The organism is Azonexus sp. (genome assembly GCF_041909095.1).
In the GTDB taxonomy this organism is placed as follows: Bacteria; Pseudomonadota; Gammaproteobacteria; order Burkholderiales; family Rhodocyclaceae; genus Azonexus.
This window is the reverse complement of the sequence record NZ_JAYREB010000001.1, coordinates 1,373,451-1,390,901: the sequence shown is the minus strand read 5'-3', so window position 1 is coordinate 1,390,901 and position 17,451 is coordinate 1,373,451. Positions and strand designations below refer to the sequence as shown.

General features: G+C 61.0%; 14 protein-coding genes. All 14 read right to left on the bottom strand.

Going from position 1 to position 17,451, the window contains the following annotated elements:
* Nucleotide 1 precedes the first annotated feature (1 nt).
* The gene (rpsC, locus tag ACE3OV_RS06620; RefSeq protein WP_374326173.1) at nucleotides 2–787 is read right to left on the bottom strand and encodes a 30S ribosomal protein S3; all 786 of its coding nucleotides are present in this window, start codon (nucleotides 785–787) and stop codon (nucleotides 2–4) included.
* 9 nt (nucleotides 788–796) lie between these two features.
* A complete protein-coding gene (rplV, locus tag ACE3OV_RS06615; protein WP_374326172.1) occupies nucleotides 797–1,126 on the bottom strand; it encodes a 50S ribosomal protein L22 in 330 nt (109 codons plus the stop codon).
* Between the two features lie 9 nt (nucleotides 1,127–1,135).
* On the bottom strand, nucleotides 1,136–1,411 hold the full coding sequence (gene rpsS / locus ACE3OV_RS06610; RefSeq protein ID WP_028994188.1) for a 30S ribosomal protein S19: 276 nt from the start codon (nucleotides 1,409–1,411) through the stop codon (nucleotides 1,136–1,138).
* Between the two features lie 10 nt (nucleotides 1,412–1,421).
* Nucleotides 1,422–2,249 carry a 50S ribosomal protein L2 gene (gene rplB, locus ACE3OV_RS06605; RefSeq protein ID WP_374326171.1) on the bottom strand — a complete coding sequence of 276 codons (828 nt, stop codon included), beginning with the start codon at nucleotides 2,247–2,249 and terminating at the stop codon, nucleotides 1,422–1,424.
* Nucleotides 2,249–2,551, bottom strand: a complete 303-nt coding sequence (gene rplW, locus ACE3OV_RS06600) for a 50S ribosomal protein L23 (protein WP_374326170.1) — start codon at nucleotides 2,549–2,551, stop codon at nucleotides 2,249–2,251. The genes rplB and rplW overlap by 1 nt, the downstream gene beginning before the upstream one ends.
* Nucleotides 2,548–3,171 (bottom strand): 50S ribosomal protein L4, encoded by a 624-nt coding sequence (rplD, locus tag ACE3OV_RS06595; protein WP_374326169.1) that lies wholly within the window; start codon nucleotides 3,169–3,171, stop codon nucleotides 2,548–2,550. Before rplD ends, rplW begins: the two co-directional genes overlap by 4 nt.
* A 9-nt stretch (nucleotides 3,172–3,180) precedes the next feature.
* Nucleotides 3,181–3,819, bottom strand: coding sequence for a 50S ribosomal protein L3 (gene rplC, locus ACE3OV_RS06590; RefSeq protein ID WP_374326168.1), 639 nt, complete (start codon nucleotides 3,817–3,819; stop codon nucleotides 3,181–3,183).
* A 110-nt stretch (nucleotides 3,820–3,929) separates the two neighbouring features.
* The gene (gene rpsJ, locus ACE3OV_RS06585) at nucleotides 3,930–4,241 is read right to left on the bottom strand and encodes a 30S ribosomal protein S10 (RefSeq protein WP_028994183.1); all 312 of its coding nucleotides are present in this window, start codon (nucleotides 4,239–4,241) and stop codon (nucleotides 3,930–3,932) included.
* Nucleotides 4,242–4,307: 66 nt separating this feature from the next.
* Complete coding sequence (gene tuf, locus ACE3OV_RS06580) at nucleotides 4,308–5,498, bottom strand: elongation factor Tu (RefSeq protein WP_374326158.1); 1,191 nt, start codon at nucleotides 5,496–5,498, stop codon at nucleotides 4,308–4,310.
* Between the two features lie 21 nt (nucleotides 5,499–5,519).
* Nucleotides 5,520–7,613: an elongation factor G gene (fusA, locus tag ACE3OV_RS06575; RefSeq protein WP_374326167.1), complete on the bottom strand. Its 2,094-nt coding sequence runs from the start codon at nucleotides 7,611–7,613 to the stop codon at nucleotides 5,520–5,522.
* Nucleotides 7,614–7,631: 18 nt separating this feature from the next.
* The gene (gene rpsG, locus ACE3OV_RS06570) at nucleotides 7,632–8,102 is read right to left on the bottom strand and encodes a 30S ribosomal protein S7 (RefSeq protein WP_374326166.1); all 471 of its coding nucleotides are present in this window, start codon (nucleotides 8,100–8,102) and stop codon (nucleotides 7,632–7,634) included.
* A 110-nt stretch (nucleotides 8,103–8,212) separates the two neighbouring features.
* On the bottom strand, nucleotides 8,213–8,590 hold the full coding sequence (rpsL, locus tag ACE3OV_RS06565) for a 30S ribosomal protein S12 (protein ID WP_011286083.1): 378 nt from the start codon (nucleotides 8,588–8,590) through the stop codon (nucleotides 8,213–8,215).
* A 155-nt stretch (nucleotides 8,591–8,745) separates the two neighbouring features.
* Nucleotides 8,746–12,957, bottom strand: coding sequence for a DNA-directed RNA polymerase subunit beta' (gene rpoC / locus ACE3OV_RS06560; protein WP_374326165.1), 4,212 nt, complete (start codon nucleotides 12,955–12,957; stop codon nucleotides 8,746–8,748).
* A 21-nt stretch (nucleotides 12,958–12,978) separates the two neighbouring features.
* A complete protein-coding gene (gene rpoB, locus ACE3OV_RS06555) occupies nucleotides 12,979–17,262 on the bottom strand; it encodes a DNA-directed RNA polymerase subunit beta (RefSeq protein WP_374326164.1) in 4,284 nt (1,427 codons plus the stop codon).
* Nucleotides 17,263–17,451 lie beyond the last annotated feature (189 nt).

Genomic DNA, 17,451 nt, shown 5'->3' with positions numbered 1-17,451 from the left:
GTTAAGCACCTGCCTTTCTTACGCGCTTGGCCGGGTCGCCAGCACCGTCATTCTTCTTGACGGTGCGGGTACGCGGCTTGTCGCCTTCCGGCTTGCCCGGGGCGCGCCGCGGGCGACGCTCTTCGGCCGCCGGCTCTTCAGCCACCGGCTGCTCGTTGCGATCGAGCATCTCACCCTTGTAAACCCAGACCTTGATCCCGATGATGCCGTAGGTGGTCAAGGCTTCCGAGGTCGCATAGTCGATGTCGGCACGCAGCGTGTGCAGCGGCACACGGCCTTCGCGATACCACTCGCTACGGGCGATTTCCGCACCGTTCAGACGACCGGCGCTCATCACCTTGATACCCTGGGCACCGAGGCGCATGGCATTCTGCATCGCCCGCTTCATGGCACGACGGAACATGATGCGCTTTTCGAGCTGCTGGGCGATCGAATCGGCGATCAGCTGGGCATCGATTTCCGGCTTGCGGATTTCTTCGATCGACACATGGACGGGCACGCCCATGATGCGCTGAAGATCCGTACGCAGTTGTTCGATGTCCTCGCCTTTCTTGCCGATGACCACACCCGGGCGGGCGGAGTAAACGGTGACGCGGGCGTTCTTGGCCGGACGCTCGATCAGTACGCGACCGACAGAGGCGTGAGCCAGCTTGCGCTTCAGATACTCACGGACCTTGACATCTTCCTGGAGCATCCCCGGAAAATCCTTGCTGTTGGCGAACCAACGGGAATTCCAGTTTTTGGTGACGGCGAGGCGGAAGCCTACCGGATGAATTTTCTGTCCCATGGCTCTTCCTTAATTACCAACGGTCAGATAGATATGGCAGGTCGGCTTGCTGATCCGATTGCCACGACCCTTGGCGCGCGCGGTGAAGCGCTTGAGCACCATGCCTTTTTCGACGTAGATGGTTTTCACCATCAGTTCGTCGATATCGGCACCATCATTGTGTTCCGCGTTGGCGATGGCCGACTCGAGAACCTTCTTGAGGATGCCGGCGCCCTTGGTCGGGCTGAAAGCCAGGATGTTGAGAGCCTGACCAACCGGCTTGCCACGCACCAGATCCGCCACCAGACGGCCTTTTTGCGCGGAGAGGCGTACGCCCCGCAAACTTGCACGAGTTTCCATGTCAGCTCCTTACTTCTTGGCCTTCTTGCCGGCGGTGTGACCCTTGAACGTCCGGGTCAGCGAAAACTCGCCGAGCTTGTGACCGACCATGTTCTCGGTGACGAACACCGGAATATGCTGCTTGCCATTGTGGACCGCAATCGTCAGGCCGATGAACTCGGGGAGGATCGTCGAACGACGCGACCAGGTCTTGATCGGGCGCTTGTCGTTGGTGGCGCGGACTGCTTCGACCTTGTCGATCAGGTGCGCATCAACAAACGGGCCCTTTTTGAGAGAACGTCCCATTTCCTACCCCTTAACGCTTATGACGGCGCTGAACGATCATGCTGTTCGTGCGCTTGTTGCTGCGAGTACGATAGCCCTTGGTCGGCTGACCCCACGGGTTAACCGGCACACGGCCTTCACCGGTCTTGCCTTCACCGCCACCGTGCGGGTGGTCGATCGGGTTCATCGCAGTACCGCGGACGGTCGGGCGAATGCCACGCCAACGTTGCGCACCGGCCTTGCCGATCTTGCGCAGGTTGTTTTCTTCGTTACCGACTTCACCGATGGTGGCGCGGCACTCGACGTGAACGCGGCGCACTTCACCGGAGCGCAGACGAATCTGGGCATAGGTGCCTTCACGGGCCAGCAACTGAACCGAGGTACCGGCCGAACGGGCGATCTGGGCGCCCTTGCCCGGCAGCATCTCGACGCAGCAAATGGTCGTACCAACCGGAATGTTGCGGATCGGCAGCGCATTGCCCGACTTGATCGGTGCTTCGGAACCGCTCAGCACCTGCTGACCGACAACCATGCCCTTGTTGGCGATGATGTAGCGACGCTCGCCGTCGGCGTAGCAAACCAGAGCGATGTTGGCAGTGCGGTTGGGATCGTACTCGAGGCGCTCAACCTTGCCCGGAATACCATCCTTGTTGCGCTTGAAGTCGATCACGCGATAGGCCTGCTTGTGACCGCCACCCTGATGGCGAACGGTGATGCGACCATTGTTGTTGCGACCGGAATTCTTGGACTGGGACTCGACCAGGCCGGCGAACGGCTTGCCTTTGTGCAGGTTGGCGTTAACCACCTGAACAACGGCACGACGCCCCGGGGAAGTCGGCTTGACTTTAACGAGCGCCATTACGCGTTACCCCCTTCGACAAAATTGATTTCCTGGCCGGCCTTGAGGCAGACAAAGGCCTTCTTCCAGCCCTTGCGACGACCGGTGGCGCCCTTGAAGCGCTTGACCTTGCCCTTGACGTTCAGGGTTTGCACCGATTCGACTTCGACCTTGAACAGCAGCTCGACGGCAGCCTTGATTTCCGGCTTGGTCGCATCGGAGGCGACACGGAAAATCACCTGCTCGTTCTTCTCGGCAACAAAGGTCGCCTTTTCGGAGATTTGCGGTGCCAGCAGCACCTGCATCAGACGTTCCTGGTTCATCCCCACATCTCCTCGAATTTGGCCACGGCATTCTTGGTGACCAGCACCTTGGCAAAGCGGATCAGCGAAACCGGGTCGGCTTCCTGCGCTTCAAGGACCAGCACGTTCGGCAGATTGCGCGACGACAGGTAGAGGTTCTCGTTCAGTTCGTCGGTAACCACCAGCAGATTGCCTTCGAGACCCATGCCCTTCAGCTTCTGGGCGAACAGCTTGGTCTTCGGCGCCTCGACGGCGAGGTCGTCGATCACGACGAGACGGTCCTGACGGGCCAACTCGGAGAGGATCGCTGCCATACCGGCGCGGAACATCTTCTTGTTGACCTTCTGACCGTAGTTCTGATCCGGCGAATTCGGGAAAATCCGACCGCCCCCACGCCACAGCGGCGAGCCGTTCGAACCCGAACGAGCACGACCGGTACCCTTCTGGCGCCACGGCTTGGTGGTGGTGTGACGGACTTCCGAGCGGTCCTTCTGCTTGCTGTCGGCGGAACGGGCGTTCGCCTGATAGGCGACGACGATCTGGTGAACCAGCGCCTCGTTGTAATCGCGACCGAACAGCACGTCGGAAGCCTGCAGCTTGGCAGCTTCCTGACCTTGTTCGTTGATAACCTTCAGTTCCATGACGCCCCCTTAAGCCTTGACTGCCGGACGCACGACGACGTCGGAACCCTTGGCGCCAGGCACGGCGCCCTTGACCAGCAACAGTTGCCGCTCGGCATCAACGCGCACGATGGTCAAACCCTGGGTCGTCGACTGCTCGTCGCCCAGATGGCCAGCCATGCGCTTACCCGGGAAAACACGACCCGGATCCTGCGCCATACCGATGGAACCCGGCGCATTGTGCGACACCGAGTTACCGTGGGATGCACGGTTGGAAGAGAAGTTGTGACGCTTGATGCCGCCCTGGAAACCCTTACCGATCGAGGTACCGGTGACGTCAACCTTTTGCCCTTCGGCGAAGATGGTGACGGCAACCTGATCACCCGCCTTGAAGTTGGCGAGTTGCTCGGCGGTAACCGGGAATTCCTTGAGCACGTGCCCGGCTTCGACGCCCGCCTTGGCCAGATGGCCAGCGAGGGGCTTGGAAACACGGGAGGCACGGCGCTGACCGAAAGCAACCTGGACGGCTGCATAGCCATCGACTTCCGGCGTTTTGACTTGGGTCACGCGGTTGTTGGACACGTCAAGCACAGTTACCGGAATGGACGCACCATCCTCGGCAAAAATGCGAGTCATGCCAACCTTGCGACCAACAAGGCCTAGACTCATGGTTATTCTCCTCATCGCCGGCTGCGATTGGCCGGTCGATGTAAAACAACAAATGGGCAGCCGTCGCCGGCCACCCCCGAAAACAGCGGATTATATCCGCAAGACCACAGTTACTGCAACTTGATTTCGACGTCCACGCCGGCCGGCAGGTCCAGCTTCATCAGCGCGTCAACCGTCTTGTCGGTCGGATCGACGATGTCCATCAGGCGCAGGTGGGTGCGGATTTCGAGCTGATCGCGCGAAGCCTTGTTGACGTGCGGCGAACGCAGGATGTCGAAACGCTGCTTGCGGGTCGGCAGCGGCACGGGACCACGAACGACGGCGCCGGTACGCTTGGCGGTCTCGACGATTTCCTGAGCGGACTGGTCGATCAGGCGATAGTCGAAGGCCTTCAGGCGGATACGGATTTTCTGGCTTTGCATTTTTTGGCTTTCAAAAAGAACGATGGGGCAGCGAGGACCGCCACCCCGGATTGAACAAAAGAACGTTTACTCGATGATCTTGGAGACGACACCGGCGCCGACGGTACGGCCGCCTTCGCGGATGGCGAAGCGCAGACCTTCTTCCATGGCGATCGGGGCGATCAGCTTGACCGTCATCGCCACGTTGTCACCCGGCATGACCATTTCCGTGCCTTCCGGCAGCGAGATCGCGCCGGTCACGTCGGTCGTGCGGAAGTAGAACTGCGGACGGTAGTTGTTGAAGAACGGGGTGTGACGACCACCTTCGTCCTTCGACAGAACATACACTTCGCCCGTGAAGTGGGTGTGCGGGGTGATCGAGCCCGGCTTGCACAGGACCTGACCACGCTCGACGTCTTCACGCTTGGTGCCACGCAGCAGGGCGCCAATGTTGTCGCCAGCCTGACCTTGGTCGAGCAGCTTGCGGAACATTTCGACACCGGTGCAGGTGGTCTTGACCGTCGGACGGATACCGACGATTTCGATTTCTTCACCAACCTTGACGATGCCGCGCTCGACGCGACCGGTGACGACCGTACCGCGACCCGAGATCGAGAACACGTCTTCAACCGGCATCAGGAACGGCTGATCAACAGCGCGCTCCGGCGTCGGGATGTAGGAATCCAGCGCATCAGCCAGGCGGAAGATCGACGGCTCGCCGATTTCGGACTGGTCGCCTTCGAGCGCCTTGAGGGCCGAACCGTGGATGATCGGGGTGTCGTCGCCCGGGAAGTCGTACTTCGACAGCAGCTCGCGCAGTTCCATTTCGACCAGCTCGAGCAGTTCGGCGTCGTCGACCATGTCGCACTTGTTCATGAACACCAGAACGTACGGCACACCAACCTGACGGGCCAGCAGGATGTGCTCGCGGGTCTGCGGCATCGGGCCGTCAGCGGCGGAACAGACCAGGATCGCGCCGTCCATCTGGGCGGCACCGGTGATCATGTTCTTGACGTAGTCAGCGTGGCCCGGGCAGTCAACGTGGGCGTAGTGACGGTTCGCGGTTTCGTATTCGACGTGCGCGGTGTTGATCGTGATACCACGGGCCTTTTCTTCCGGCGCCGCGTCGATTTCGTCGTACTTCTTCGCCGCGCCGCCGAACTTGGCGGACAGCACCGTCGTGATCGCAGCGGTCAGCGTGGTCTTGCCGTGGTCAACGTGACCAATCGTGCCAACGTTGACGTGCGGCTTGGTCCGTTCGAATTTTTCCTTAGCCATTATCGGTTCTCCAATAAAGGGTTACTTCTTGTTGATGACCGCTTCAGCGACGTTCTTCGGCGCTTCGACGTAGTGCTTGAATTCCATGGTGTAGGTGGCGCGACCCTGGGACAGCGAGCGCAGCGATGTGGCGTAGCCGAACATTTCGGACAGCGGCACTTCGGCGCGAACTTCCTTGGTACCACCCGGCAGATCGTCCATACCCTGAACGATGCCGCGACGCGACGACAGGTCGCCCATGACGTTACCCATGTAGTCTTCCGGGGTCTCGACCACGACCGACATCATCGGCTCGAGCAGCGTCGGGCTGGCCTTCTTCATACCTTCCTTGAAGGCCATCGAAGCCGCCATGCGGAAGGCATTTTCGTTCGAGTCAACGTCGTGGTAGGAGCCGTCGAACAGCGTGAACTTGACATCCACAACCGGGAAGCCGGCGAGCACGCCACTACCGATGGCGTCCTGCAGGCCCTTGTCGACCGCCGGAATGTATTCGCGCGGAACGACACCGCCCTTGATCGCGTCGACGAACTCGTAGCCCTTGCCGGCTTCGTTCGGCTCGATCTTGAGCCAGACGTGGCCGAATTGACCGCGACCACCGGACTGCTTGACGAACTTGCCTTCCTGTTCGACCGCCTTCTTGATGCATTCGCGATAGGCAACCTGCGGCGCGCCGACGGCGGCCTCAACGTTGAATTCACGCTTCATGCGATCGACGATGATGTCGAGGTGCAACTCGCCCATACCGGAGATGATGGTCTGGCCCGATTCTTCGTCGGTGCGCACGCGGAAGGACGGATCTTCGGCAGCCAGGCGGCCCAGCGCGATACCCATCTTTTCCTGGTCGGCCTTGGTCTTCGGCTCGACGGCGACGTGAATCACCGGCTCCGGGAAGACCATGCGTTCGAGGATGATCGGCGCGTCCGGGTCGCACAAGGTTTCACCGGTGGTGACTTCCTTCAGACCGACGCAGGCGGCGATGTCGCCAGCCAGAACTTCCTTGATTTCTTCGCGGTTGTTGGCGTGCATCTGCAGGATGCGGCCGATCCGTTCCTTCTTGCCCTTGACCGAGTTGTAGACGGTCGCACCGGAGGTCAGAACGCCCGAGTAAACGCGGATGAAGGTCAACTGGCCGACAAACGGGTCGGTCATCAGCTTGAACGCCAGCGCCGAGAACTTCTCGCTGTCGTCGGCCTTGCGCGACACTTCCTGCTCACGCTCGTCCACACCCTGAACCGGCGGGATGTCGACCGGCGACGGCAGCAGTTCGACGACGGCGTCGAGCATGCGCTGCACGCCCTTGTTCTTGAACGCGGTACCGCACAGCATCGGCTGGATTTCGCAGGCCAGGGTGCGCATGCGCAGACCCAGCTTGATCTTCTCTTCCGACAGTTCGCCGTTTTCCAGATACTCGTTCATCAGATCTTCAGAGGCTTCAGCAGCAGCTTCGATCATCTGTTCGCGCCAGGTCTGGGCGGTTTCCACCAGCTCGGCCGGAATTTCGCGGTAATCGAACTTCATGCCCTGGGAAGCCTCGTCCCAGTAGATCGCCTTCATCTTCAGCAGATCGACGACGCCTTCGAAGGTATCTTCCGCACCAATGGGGATGACGATCGGCACCGGGCTGGACTTGAGCCGGGTCTTCATCTGGTCGACGACCTTGAAGAAGTTGGCACCAGAGCGGTCCATCTTGTTCACGAAGGCCAGACGCGGCACCTTGTACTTGGTCGCCTGACGCCAGACGGTTTCCGACTGCGGCTGAACGCCACCGACTGCACAGTAAACCATGCAGGCGCCGTCGAGGACGCGCATCGAGCGCTCGACTTCGATGGTGAAGTCAACGTGTCCCGGGGTGTCGATGATGTTGAAGCGGTGTTCCGGGAAGGAATTATCCATTCCCTTCCAGAAGCAGGTGGTGGCAGCCGAGGTGATGGTGATGCCACGCTCTTGTTCCTGCTCCATCCAGTCCATGGTGGCGGCACCGTCATGCACTTCACCGATCTTGTGGTTAACACCGGTGTAGTAAAGGATGCGCTCGGTCGTGGTGGTCTTGCCGGCGTCGATGTGCGCGCTGATGCCGATATTGCGGTAGCGCTCGATGGGTGTCTTACGTGCCACGTTAAAGCCCTCGGTAGATTAGAAGCGGAAGTGGGCGAAAGCCTTGTTGGCTTCGGCCATGCGATGGACTTCGTCGCGCTTCTTGACGGCGCCACCACGGTTTTCCGAGGCTTCCAGCATTTCGGCAGCGAGGCGCTGGCCCATGGACTTTTCCGAACGCTTGCGCGCGAACTCGCGCAGCCAGCGCATGGCGAGCGCAGCGCGGCGGGCCGGACGGACTTCGACCGGCACCTGATAGTTGGCACCGCCGACGCGGCGCGACTTCACTTCGACCATCGGCTTGATGTTCGACATGGCAGCACCGAAGACTTCCAGCGGGTCCTTGCCGGACTTCTTGTTGACGATTTCGAAGGCGCCATAAACGATACGCTCGGCGACCGACTTCTTGCCGCTCTGCATCACGGCGTTGATGAACTTGGAAACTTCGACGCTACCGAACTTCGGGTCCGGCAGGATGTCACGCTTGGGTACTTCACGACGACGGGGCATATCAACCTCTCTTGATCACTATTCAGTTGAAAAGCCGGGAAGGGGTTTTCACCCCCCCGGCCCTCTCGGCCGCCCAGCGGAGCGGCCACTTACTCAAACTGCCGGATGACTCAGGCAGCCTTCGGACGCTTCGCCCCGTACTTCGAACGGGACTGCTTGCGATCCTTGACGCCCTGGGTATCCAGGGAGCCACGCACGGTGTGGTAACGCACACCGGGCAAGTCCTTGACACGACCACCACGAATCAGGACCACGGAGTGCTCCTGCAGGTTGTGGCCTTCACCGCCGATGTACGAAATGACTTCGAAGCCATTCGTCAGACGAACCTTGCACACCTTACGCAGTGCGGAGTTCGGCTTTTTCGGGGTGGTGGTATAGACGCGGGTGCAAACACCGCGCTTTTGCGGGCACTTTTCCAGTGCAGGAACCTTGCTCTTGGCCTTTTCGGCGACGCGCGGCTTGCGCACGAGCTGGTTGATGGTCGGCATATCAAACTTCCTTCAACAGCCAGGCCCCGACTGGGGCACGACGGCAATTTTGTTATCCATAGCAGAGACAATGATTAGCCTCTGCCGACAAAGACCATAGATTCTATGGTTGATCAACCCCCGTGTCAACGCGACACGAGGGTTGCCTTACTGCATCAGAGCCCCTGATCGGCGTCCTGTGTTGCATTTTCGACAGCAGCTTCCTCGAACGGACGGTCCATCGCGATGTCTTCGCCAGCCGCCTGGGCCTTGCGGCTGCGGTGGTAGGCGAGACCGGTACCGGCCGGGATGAGGCGACCGACGATGACGTTTTCCTTGAGACCACGCAGTTCGTCGCGCTTGCCCATGATTGCCGCTTCGGTAAGAACGCGGGTGGTTTCCTGGAAGGACGCCGCCGAGATGAAGGAGTCGGTCGACAGCGAGGCCTTGGTGATACCCAGCAACATGTGGTCGTAGGTTGCGGGAATCTTGCCCTCGGTGTTGGCACGGTCGTTTTCGGCGAAGAGTTCGGCCCGCTCGACTTGCTCGGACTTGATGAACTTGGTGTCACCCGGTTCAACGATGGTGACGCGACGCAACATCTGACGGACGATCACTTCAATGTGCTTGTCGTTGATCTTCACGCCCTGCAGACGGTAAACGTCCTGGACTTCGTCGGTGATGTAGCGGGCCAGCGCCTCGATCCCCTGCAGACGCAGGATGTCGTGCGGGTCCGGTTCGCCTTCGACGATCTTCTCGCCCTTGTTCACCACCTGGCCGTCGTGCACCAGCACATGCTTGTCCTTGGAGATCAGGAACTCGTGCTGTTCGCCTTCAAGATCGGTGATGACCAGACGCTGCTTGCCCTTGGTGTCCTTGCCGAAGCTGATCGTGCCGGTGACTTCCGCCAGCACTGAGGCATCCTTCGGCGTACGGGCTTCGAACAGCTCGGCGACGCGCGGCAGACCGCCGGTAATGTCGCGGGTCTTCGCAGATTCCTGCGGCATGCGGGCGAGTACGTCGCCGACGCCGACCTGTTGGCCGTCGACCACCGAGATGATCGAGCCGACCTGGAAGGCGATCGACACCGCATGTTCGCTACCGTGCACCTTGACTTCCTGACCGGCGTCGTCAAGCAGCTTGACGACCGGGCGCAGGCCCTTGGCCGAGGCCTTACCGCCGCGCTTGTTGTCGATCACGACCAGGGTGGACAGACCGGTCACATCGTCGATCTGCTTGGCAACGGTAACGCCCTCTTCGACGTTCTCGAAGCGGACGGTACCGGCGTATTCGGTGATGATCGGCCGGGTATGCGGGTCCCAGGTGGCGAGCTTGGTACCGGCCTTGACGGCCTTGCCTTCATCGACCGTCAGCATGGCGCCGTACGGCACCTTGTGACGTTCCCGTTCGCGACCGTGATCGTCGGTGATCAGTACTTCGCCAGAACGGGAAATGACGACCTTCTCGTCCTTGGCGCTGGTCACGTAACGCATGTTCGAGGTGTAGCGAACGGTACCGGCCGACTTGGCTTCGACCTGCGAGGCAACGGCAGCCCGGGAGGCCGCGCCGCCGACGTGGAAGGTCCGCATGGTGAGCTGGGTACCCGGTTCGCCGATCGACTGGGCGGCGATGACGCCAACCGATTCACCGGCATTGACCATCGTGCCGCGGCCAAGGTCGCGACCGTAGCACTTGGCGCACAGACCGTAGCGGGTGTCGCAGGTGAGCGGGGTGCGGACCTTGACTTCGTCGATGCCGAGCTTGTCGATCAGGTCAACCAGGTCTTCGTCGAGCATGGTGCCGGCGAAGATCACGGTTTCCTGGGTTTCCGGATCGATCAGGTCATCGACCGTGACGCGACCGAGGATACGCTCGCGCAGCGGCTCAATGACCTCACCGCCCTCGACCAGCGCCTTGACGACGAAGCCGTTCTTGGTGCCGCAATCGTCTTCGGTGATCACCAGATCCTGCGTCACATCGACCAGACGACGCGTCAGGTAACCGGAGTTGGCGGTCTTCAACGCGGTGTCGGCCAGACCCTTACGAGCACCGTGGGTCGAGATGAAGTACTGGAGAACGTTCAGGCCTTCGCGGAAGTTGGTGGTGATCGGCGTCTCGATGATCGAGCCGTCCGGCTTCGCCATCAGACCGCGCATGCCGGCCAGCTGACGAATCTGCGCCGCGGAACCGCGGGCGCCGGAGTCGGCCATCATGTAGATCGAGTTGAACGACTCCTGCTTAACCTTCTTGCCATGGCGGTCGATGGTTTCTTCGTGGCCGAGTTCGTCCATCATCACCTTGGCGACCTGGTCACCGGTACGGCCCCAGATATCGACGACCTTGTTGTAACGCTCGCCCTGGGTGACCAGACCATTGGTGTACTGGGTTTCGATTTCCTTGACCTCGGCTTCCGCCGCGGCAATGATCTCGTACTTCTTGGCCGGCACGCGCATGTCGTCGGAGCAGAAGGAGATGCCGCCGCGGGTGGCGAGGCGGTAGCCGTTCTGCATCAGCTGGTCAGCGAAGATGACGGTTTCCTTGAGGCCGCAGCGACGGAAGGATTCGTCGATCAGCTTGGAAATTTCCTTCTTCTTCAGTGCCTTGTCGATCGCCTTGAAGGGCAGGCCCTTGGGCAGGATGCGCGAGAGCAGCGCACGGCCGGCGGTGGTTTCGACGCGAACCAGCTTCTCGGTCCATTCGCCATCGACGGCGGCCGGCTCATATTGCTTCAGGCGCACCGAGATGCGGGCGTGGATGTCGAGCTGACCAGCGGCCATGGCGCGGTCGATTTCGGCGATGTCGGCAAAGTACATGCCTTCGCCCTTGGCATTGATTTTCTCGCGAGTCGCGTAGTACAGACCGAGAACGATATCCTGCGACGGCACGATGATCGGCTGGCCGTTGGCGGGCGACAGCACGTTGTTGGAGGCCAGCATCAGGGTGCGGGCTTCCATCTGCGCTTCCAGCGACAGCGGCACGTGGACGGCCATCTGGTCACCGTCGAAGTCGGCGTTGAAAGCGGCACAGACCAGCGGGTGCAACTGGATCGCCTTGCCTTCGATCAGGGTCGGTTCGAAGGCCTGGATACCGAGGCGGTGCAAGGTCGGCGCCCGGTTCAGCATGACCGGGTGTTCGCGGATGACGTCTTCGAGCATGTCCCAGACGATCGGCTCCTGGCTCTCGACCATCTTCTTGGCTTGCTTGATCGTCGTCGCGTAGCCGCCGACTTCCAGCTTGTGGAAGATGAAGGGCTTGAACAGTTCGAGCGCCATCAGCTTGGGCAGGCCGCACTGATGCAGCTTGAGCTGCGGTCCGACGACGATGACCGAACGACCGGAGTAGTCGACGCGCTTGCCGAGCAGGTTCTGCCGGAAGCGGCCGCCCTTGCCCTTGATCATGTCGGCCAGCGATTTCAGCGGCCGCTTGTTGGCGCCAGTCATCGCCTTGCCGCGACGGCCGTTGTCGAGCAGGCTGTCGACGGCTTCCTGCAGCATGCGCTTTTCGTTACGGACGATGATGTCCGGCGCCTTCAGTTCGAGCAGGCGCTTCAGACGGTTGTTACGGTTGATGACGCGACGGTAGAGGTCGTTCAGGTCGGAGGTCGCGAAGCGACCGCCATCGAGCGGCACCAGCGGACGCAGGTCCGGCGGCAGCACCGGCAGCACTTCGAGGATCATCCAGTCGGGCTTGATGCCGGACTTCTGGAAACCTTCGAGGATCTTCAGGCGCTTGGCGAGCTTCTTGTTCTTGGCTTCCGAACCGGTGACGTCGAGTTCCGCGCGCAGGTTCTCGACTTCGATGTTGAGGTCGAGGTTGCGCAGCATTTCGCGAATGCCTTCGGCGCCCATCAGCGCCTGGAACTCGTCGCCGTGCTCTTCCATCATCTCCAGATACTGGTCTTCGGTCAGCAACTGACCGCGCTGCAGGTTGGAGACCATGCCCGGGTCGGTGACGACATAGGCTTCGAAGTAGAGGACGCGTTCGATATCACGCAGCGTCATGTCGAGGACCATGCCCAGACGCGACGGCAGCGACTTCAGGAACCAGATGTGGGCGACCGGCGAGGCCAGTTCGATGTGACCCATGCGGTCGCGACGAACCTTGGCCAGCGTCACTTCAACGCCGCACTTCTCGCAGATCACGCCACGATGCTTGAGGCGCTTGTACTTGCCGCACAGGCACTCATAGTCCTTGATCGGGCCAAAGATCTTGGCGCAGAACAGACCGTCGCGTTCCGGCTTGAAGGTCCGGTAGTTGATGGTTTCCGGCTTCTTGACTTCGCCGTAGGACCAGGAACGGATCTTCTCAGGCGAAGCGAGGCCAATGGTGATCGCGTCGAATTCTTCTTCGGCGGTCACCTGCTTGAACAGGTCGAGCAATGCTTTCATCGTTTAACTCCTGAGCCCTAATCAGTAACGTTCCAGATCGATGTCGATCGCCAGCGAACGGATTTCCTTGACCAGCACGTTGAAGGATTCCGGCATGCCGGCGTCGATCTTGTGCTCGCCCTTGACGATGTTTTCGTAAACCTTGGTCCGGCCGTTGACGTCGTCGGACTTGACGGTGAGCATTTCCTGCAGCACGTAGGACGCGCCGTAGGCTTCCAGCGCCCACACTTCCATTTCCCCGAAACGTTGGCCACCGAACTGTGCCTTGCCGCCCAGCGGCTGCTGGGTGACCAGCGAGTACGGGCCGGTCGAACGGGCGTGCATCTTGTCGTCGACCAAGTGGTGCAGCTTCAGGTAGTGCATGTAGCCGACCGTCACCTGACGCTCGAAGGCGTCGCCGGTGCGGCCGTCGAACAGGGTCATCTGACCCGACGACGGCATGCCGGCAAGCGCCAGCATGGCCTTGATTTCCTCTTCCTTGGCACCGTCGAACACCGGCGTTGCGAACGGCACGCCTTCCTTGAGGTTGCCGGCCATTTCGATGATCTCGGCGTCGGTCAGCGAATCCAGATCTTCCGGCTTGCCATTGCCGTTGTACACCTCCTCGAGGAAGCCGCGCACTTCCTTGGCCGTCGCCTGGCGGCGCAACATGTCGCCGATCTTGTAGCCGAGGCCCTTGGCAGCAAGGCCGAGGTGGACTTCAAGAATCTGCCCGACGTTCATCCGCGACGGCACGCCGAGCGGGTTGAGAACGATGTCGACCGGACGGCCATCGGCCATGTAGGGCATGTCTTCGACCGGCAGGATGCGCGAAACGACACCCTTGTTACCGTGGCGACCGGCCATCTTGTCGCCGGGCTGCAGGCGACGCTTGACCGCGACATAGACCTTGACCATCTTCTGCACGCCCGGCGGCAGTTCATCGCCCTGCGTCAGCTTCTTGCGCTTGGCTTCGAAAGCGACGTCGAAGTCCTTGCGCGCCTGTTCCAGACCTTCCTTGACCTGTTCCAGTTGCAGCGCGACTTCGTCGTCGGCGAGACGGATGTCGAACCAGTGGTGCGGATCCATACCGTCCAGGTAGGCCTGGTCGATGACCGTGCCCTTGGCCAGCTTCTTCGGACCGCCGTTGGCCTTCTTGCCGAGAATCAGGCGACCGATCCGCTCGAAGGCGTCGCGTTCGACGATGCGCATCTGGTCGGCGAGGTCGAGCTTGTAGTGACGCAGGTGCTCGTCGATGATCGACTGGGCGCGCTTGTCGCGCTCGATGCCTTCGCGGGTGAACACCTGGACGTCGATGACGGTACCGGCGATGCCGGCCGGCACGCGCAGCGAGGTGTCCTTCACGTCGGAGGCCTTCTCGCCGAAAATCGCGCGCAGCAGCTTTTCTTCCGGCGTCAGCTGGGTTTCGCCCTTGGGCGTGACCTTGCCAACCAGCACGTCTCCGGCATGCACTTCGGCACCGATGTACACGATACCTGCGTCATCCAGACGCGACAGTTGCACTTCGCCGAGCGAGGCGATGTCGCGGGTGATTTCTTCAGGGCCGAGCTTGGTGTCACGGGCGACGACCGTCAGTTCCTCGATGTGGATCGAGGTGTAGCGGTCTTCGGCGACGACGCGTTCGGAGATCAGGATCGAATCTTCGAAGTTGTAGCCGTTCCACGGCATGAACGCGATCAGCATGTTCTGGCCGAGGGCGAGTTCGCCCTTGTCGGTAGACGCACCGTCAGCGACCACATCGCCCTTGGCGATGATGTCACCGATCTTGACCATCGGCCGCTGGTTGATGTTCGTGTTCTGGTTGGAGCGGGTGTACTTGACCAGATTGTAGATATCGACACCGACTTCACCGGCAACGGTTTCGTTGTCGTTGACGCGGACCACGACGCGACCGGCATCGACGTAATCGACAACACCACCACGCAAGGCGACGACGGCGGTGCCGGAGTCGACGGCGACGGTGCGTTCAATACCGGTACCGACCAGCGGCTTCTCCGGACGCAGGCAGGGAACGGCCTGACGTTGCATGTTGGCGCCCATCAGCGCGCGGTTCGCATCGTCATGCTCAAGGAAGGGAATCAGCGAGGCGGCAACGGAAACGATCTGGCCCGGGGCAACGTCCATGTACTGGACGCGCGACGGCTCGGCCAGGATGGTTTCGCCCTTTTCACGGCAGGTCACCAGATCGTCGGCCAGCTGGCCATTGGCATCGAGTGCGGCGTTGGCCTGGGCGACGACGTAGTTGCCTTCTTCAATGGCCGACAGGTAGTCGATCTCGTTGCTCACCTTGCCATCGACGACGCGACGGTAGGCGGTTTCGATGAAACCGTAGCTGTTGACGCGGGCGAACAGCGCCAGCGAATTGATCAGACCGATGTTCGGACCTTCCGGCGTTTCGATCGGGCAGACGCGGCCGTAGTGGGTCGGATGCACGTCGCGCACTTCGAAGCCGGCACGTTCGCGGGTCAGACCGCCCGGGCCGAGGGCCGAGACGCGGCGCTTGTGGGTGATCTCCGACAGCGGGTTGGTCTGGTCCATGAACTGCGACAGCTGGCTGGAACCGAAGAATTCCTTGATCGCGGCACTGATCGGCTTGGCGTTGATCAGGTCATGCGGCATCAGGTTGTCGGACTCGGCCTGGCTCAGGCGCTCCTTGACCGCGCGTTCGACGCGCACCAGACCGGCGCGGAACTGATTTTCGGCGAGTTCACCGACCGAACGGACGCGGCGGTTGCCGAGGTGGTCGATGTCATCGATGTCGCCACGGCCATTGCGCAGATCGACCAGAACCTTGATCACGTCGACGATGTCGCGCGGCGACAGGGTCAGCTGTTCGCGCACTTCGACGTTGGCGCCGAGCGGCTTGATGCGGGCGGCCAGTTCGCTGGCCACTTCCTTGGTCAGGTTCTCGCTCAGCGCGCGCGGCCCGAAGGGCAAACCGGCGACCAGTTCCTGGATGGTTTCTAGGGCGAAACCGGAGGCTTCGGCGAGGTTCTTCAACGCGGCTTCGGCGCGCGACACCAGGCTACGCACCATGACCTTGTATTCGACCACGTCTTCGCGGCTCAGGCGGCGGTTGAACTTCATCCGGCCGACACCGGACAGATCGTAACGTTCGTCCGAGTAGAACAGGCCGTTGAAGAGGATTTCCACCGCTTCTTCCGTCGGCGGTTCGCCCGGACGCATCATCCGGTAGATGGCGATCCGCGCCGCCTGGCGGGAGGCCGTTTCGTCGCCACGCAGGGTGTTGGAAATGAAGGCGCCACGATCGAGATCGTTGGTGTAGAGCGTTTCGACGCTGGAAATGCCGGCTTCGCGCAGCTTGGCGAGCAGGGTTTCGGTGATTTCGTCGTTGGCGTTGGCAACGATCTCGCCGGAAGCGGTATCGACGATGTCACGGGCGAGCACGCGACCGAGCAGGAATTCCTCGGGAACGACGATCTGCTTGATGCCAGCGGTGGCGATGTCGCGGATATGCTTGGCGGTGATGCGCTTGTCCTTGGCGACGATGACCTTGCCATCCGGCGCAACGAAATCGAAGCGCGCCACTTCGCCGCGCAGGCGTTCCGGCATCAGGGTGAATTCGATCTTCTCGCCGGAAAGCTTGAACAGGTCGAAATCGAAGAACTCAGCGAGGATTTCTTCCGACGACATGCCCAGTGCCTTGAGCAGCGTGGTCACCGGCATCTTGCGGCGGCGGTCGACGCGGAAGAACAGCGAATCCTTGGGATCGAACTCGAAGTCGAGCCAGGAACCGCGGTAAGGAATGACACGAGCGGAGAACAGCAGCTTGCCGGAACTGTGCGTCTTGCCGCGATCGTGCTCGAAGAACACGCCAGGCGAACGGTGCAGCTGCGAAACGATGACGCGCTCGGTACCGTTGATGACGAAGGAACCGTTAGTCGTCATCAGGGGAATTTCACCCATGTAGACTTCCTGTTCCTTGACTTCCTTGACCGTATCCGGGGTTTCACGGTCCATCAGGACCAGACGCACGCGGGCACGCAGCGAAGCAGCGAAGGTCAGGCCGCGCTGCTGGCATTCAACGACGTCGAAAGCGGGCTCACCGAGGGCGTAGCTGACAAACTCCAGCCGAGCGTTTCCGGAGTGAGAAACAATCGGGAAAATCGAAGTAAACGCTGCCTGCAGGCCTTCGTTCTTGCGCTGCTCCGCTGGCACCTCGGCCTGCAGGAAGTCGGTGAACGACTGCAACTGCGTGGCGAGCAGGAAGGGAACCTCAAGGACGCTCGCACGCTTGGCGAAGCTCTTGCGGATGCGTTTCTTCTCGGTGAAGGAGTAAGTCATGGTAACTCCGTGAAGGTTGAATCAGATGTCGGACCTGTGGAAACAGGCAAACGCAAAGCGGATCGCCCGGTCCTTGAGGAACGGGAGATCACGGTTTGCGTTTGCCGGCTGGCAGGTAATCAAGCGTAGGTCTTCAGATAAAAACCGTTTAAGAAGCAGAAAAGGGCTGGTGGCAAAAACCACCAGCCC

Bases quoted from the DNA above. Each gene is read 5' to 3' on its own strand.
- rpoC (WP_374326165.1), bottom strand. From the start codon at position 12,957: ATGAAAGCATTGCTCGACCTGTTCAAGCAGGTGACCGCCGAAGAAGAA.
- rpsG (WP_374326166.1), bottom strand. From the start codon at position 8,102: ATGCCCCGTCGTCGTGAAGTACCCAAGCGTGACATCCTGCCGGACCCG.
- tuf (WP_374326158.1), bottom strand. From the start codon at position 5,498: ATGGCTAAGGAAAAATTCGAACGGACCAAGCCGCACGTCAACGTTGGC.
- rpsL (WP_011286083.1), bottom strand. From the start codon at position 8,590: ATGCCGACCATCAACCAGCTCGTGCGCAAGCCGCGCGTCGCCGAAAAG.
- rpsS (WP_028994188.1), bottom strand. From the start codon at position 1,411: ATGGGACGTTCTCTCAAAAAGGGCCCGTTTGTTGATGCGCACCTGATC.
- rpsJ (WP_028994183.1), bottom strand. From the start codon at position 4,241: ATGCAAAGCCAGAAAATCCGTATCCGCCTGAAGGCCTTCGACTATCGC.
- rplC (WP_374326168.1), bottom strand. From the start codon at position 3,819: ATGAGTCTAGGCCTTGTTGGTCGCAAGGTTGGCATGACTCGCATTTTT.
- rplD (WP_374326169.1), bottom strand. From the start codon at position 3,171: ATGGAACTGAAGGTTATCAACGAACAAGGTCAGGAAGCTGCCAAGCTG.
- rplV (WP_374326172.1), bottom strand. From the start codon at position 1,126: ATGGAAACTCGTGCAAGTTTGCGGGGCGTACGCCTCTCCGCGCAAAAA.
- rplB (WP_374326171.1), bottom strand. From the start codon at position 2,249: ATGGCGCTCGTTAAAGTCAAGCCGACTTCCCCGGGGCGTCGTGCCGTT.
- rpsC (WP_374326173.1), bottom strand. From the start codon at position 787: ATGGGACAGAAAATTCATCCGGTAGGCTTCCGCCTCGCCGTCACCAAA.
- rplW (WP_374326170.1), bottom strand. From the start codon at position 2,551: ATGAACCAGGAACGTCTGATGCAGGTGCTGCTGGCACCGCAAATCTCC.
- rpoB (WP_374326164.1), bottom strand. From the start codon at position 17,262: ATGACTTACTCCTTCACCGAGAAGAAACGCATCCGCAAGAGCTTCGCC.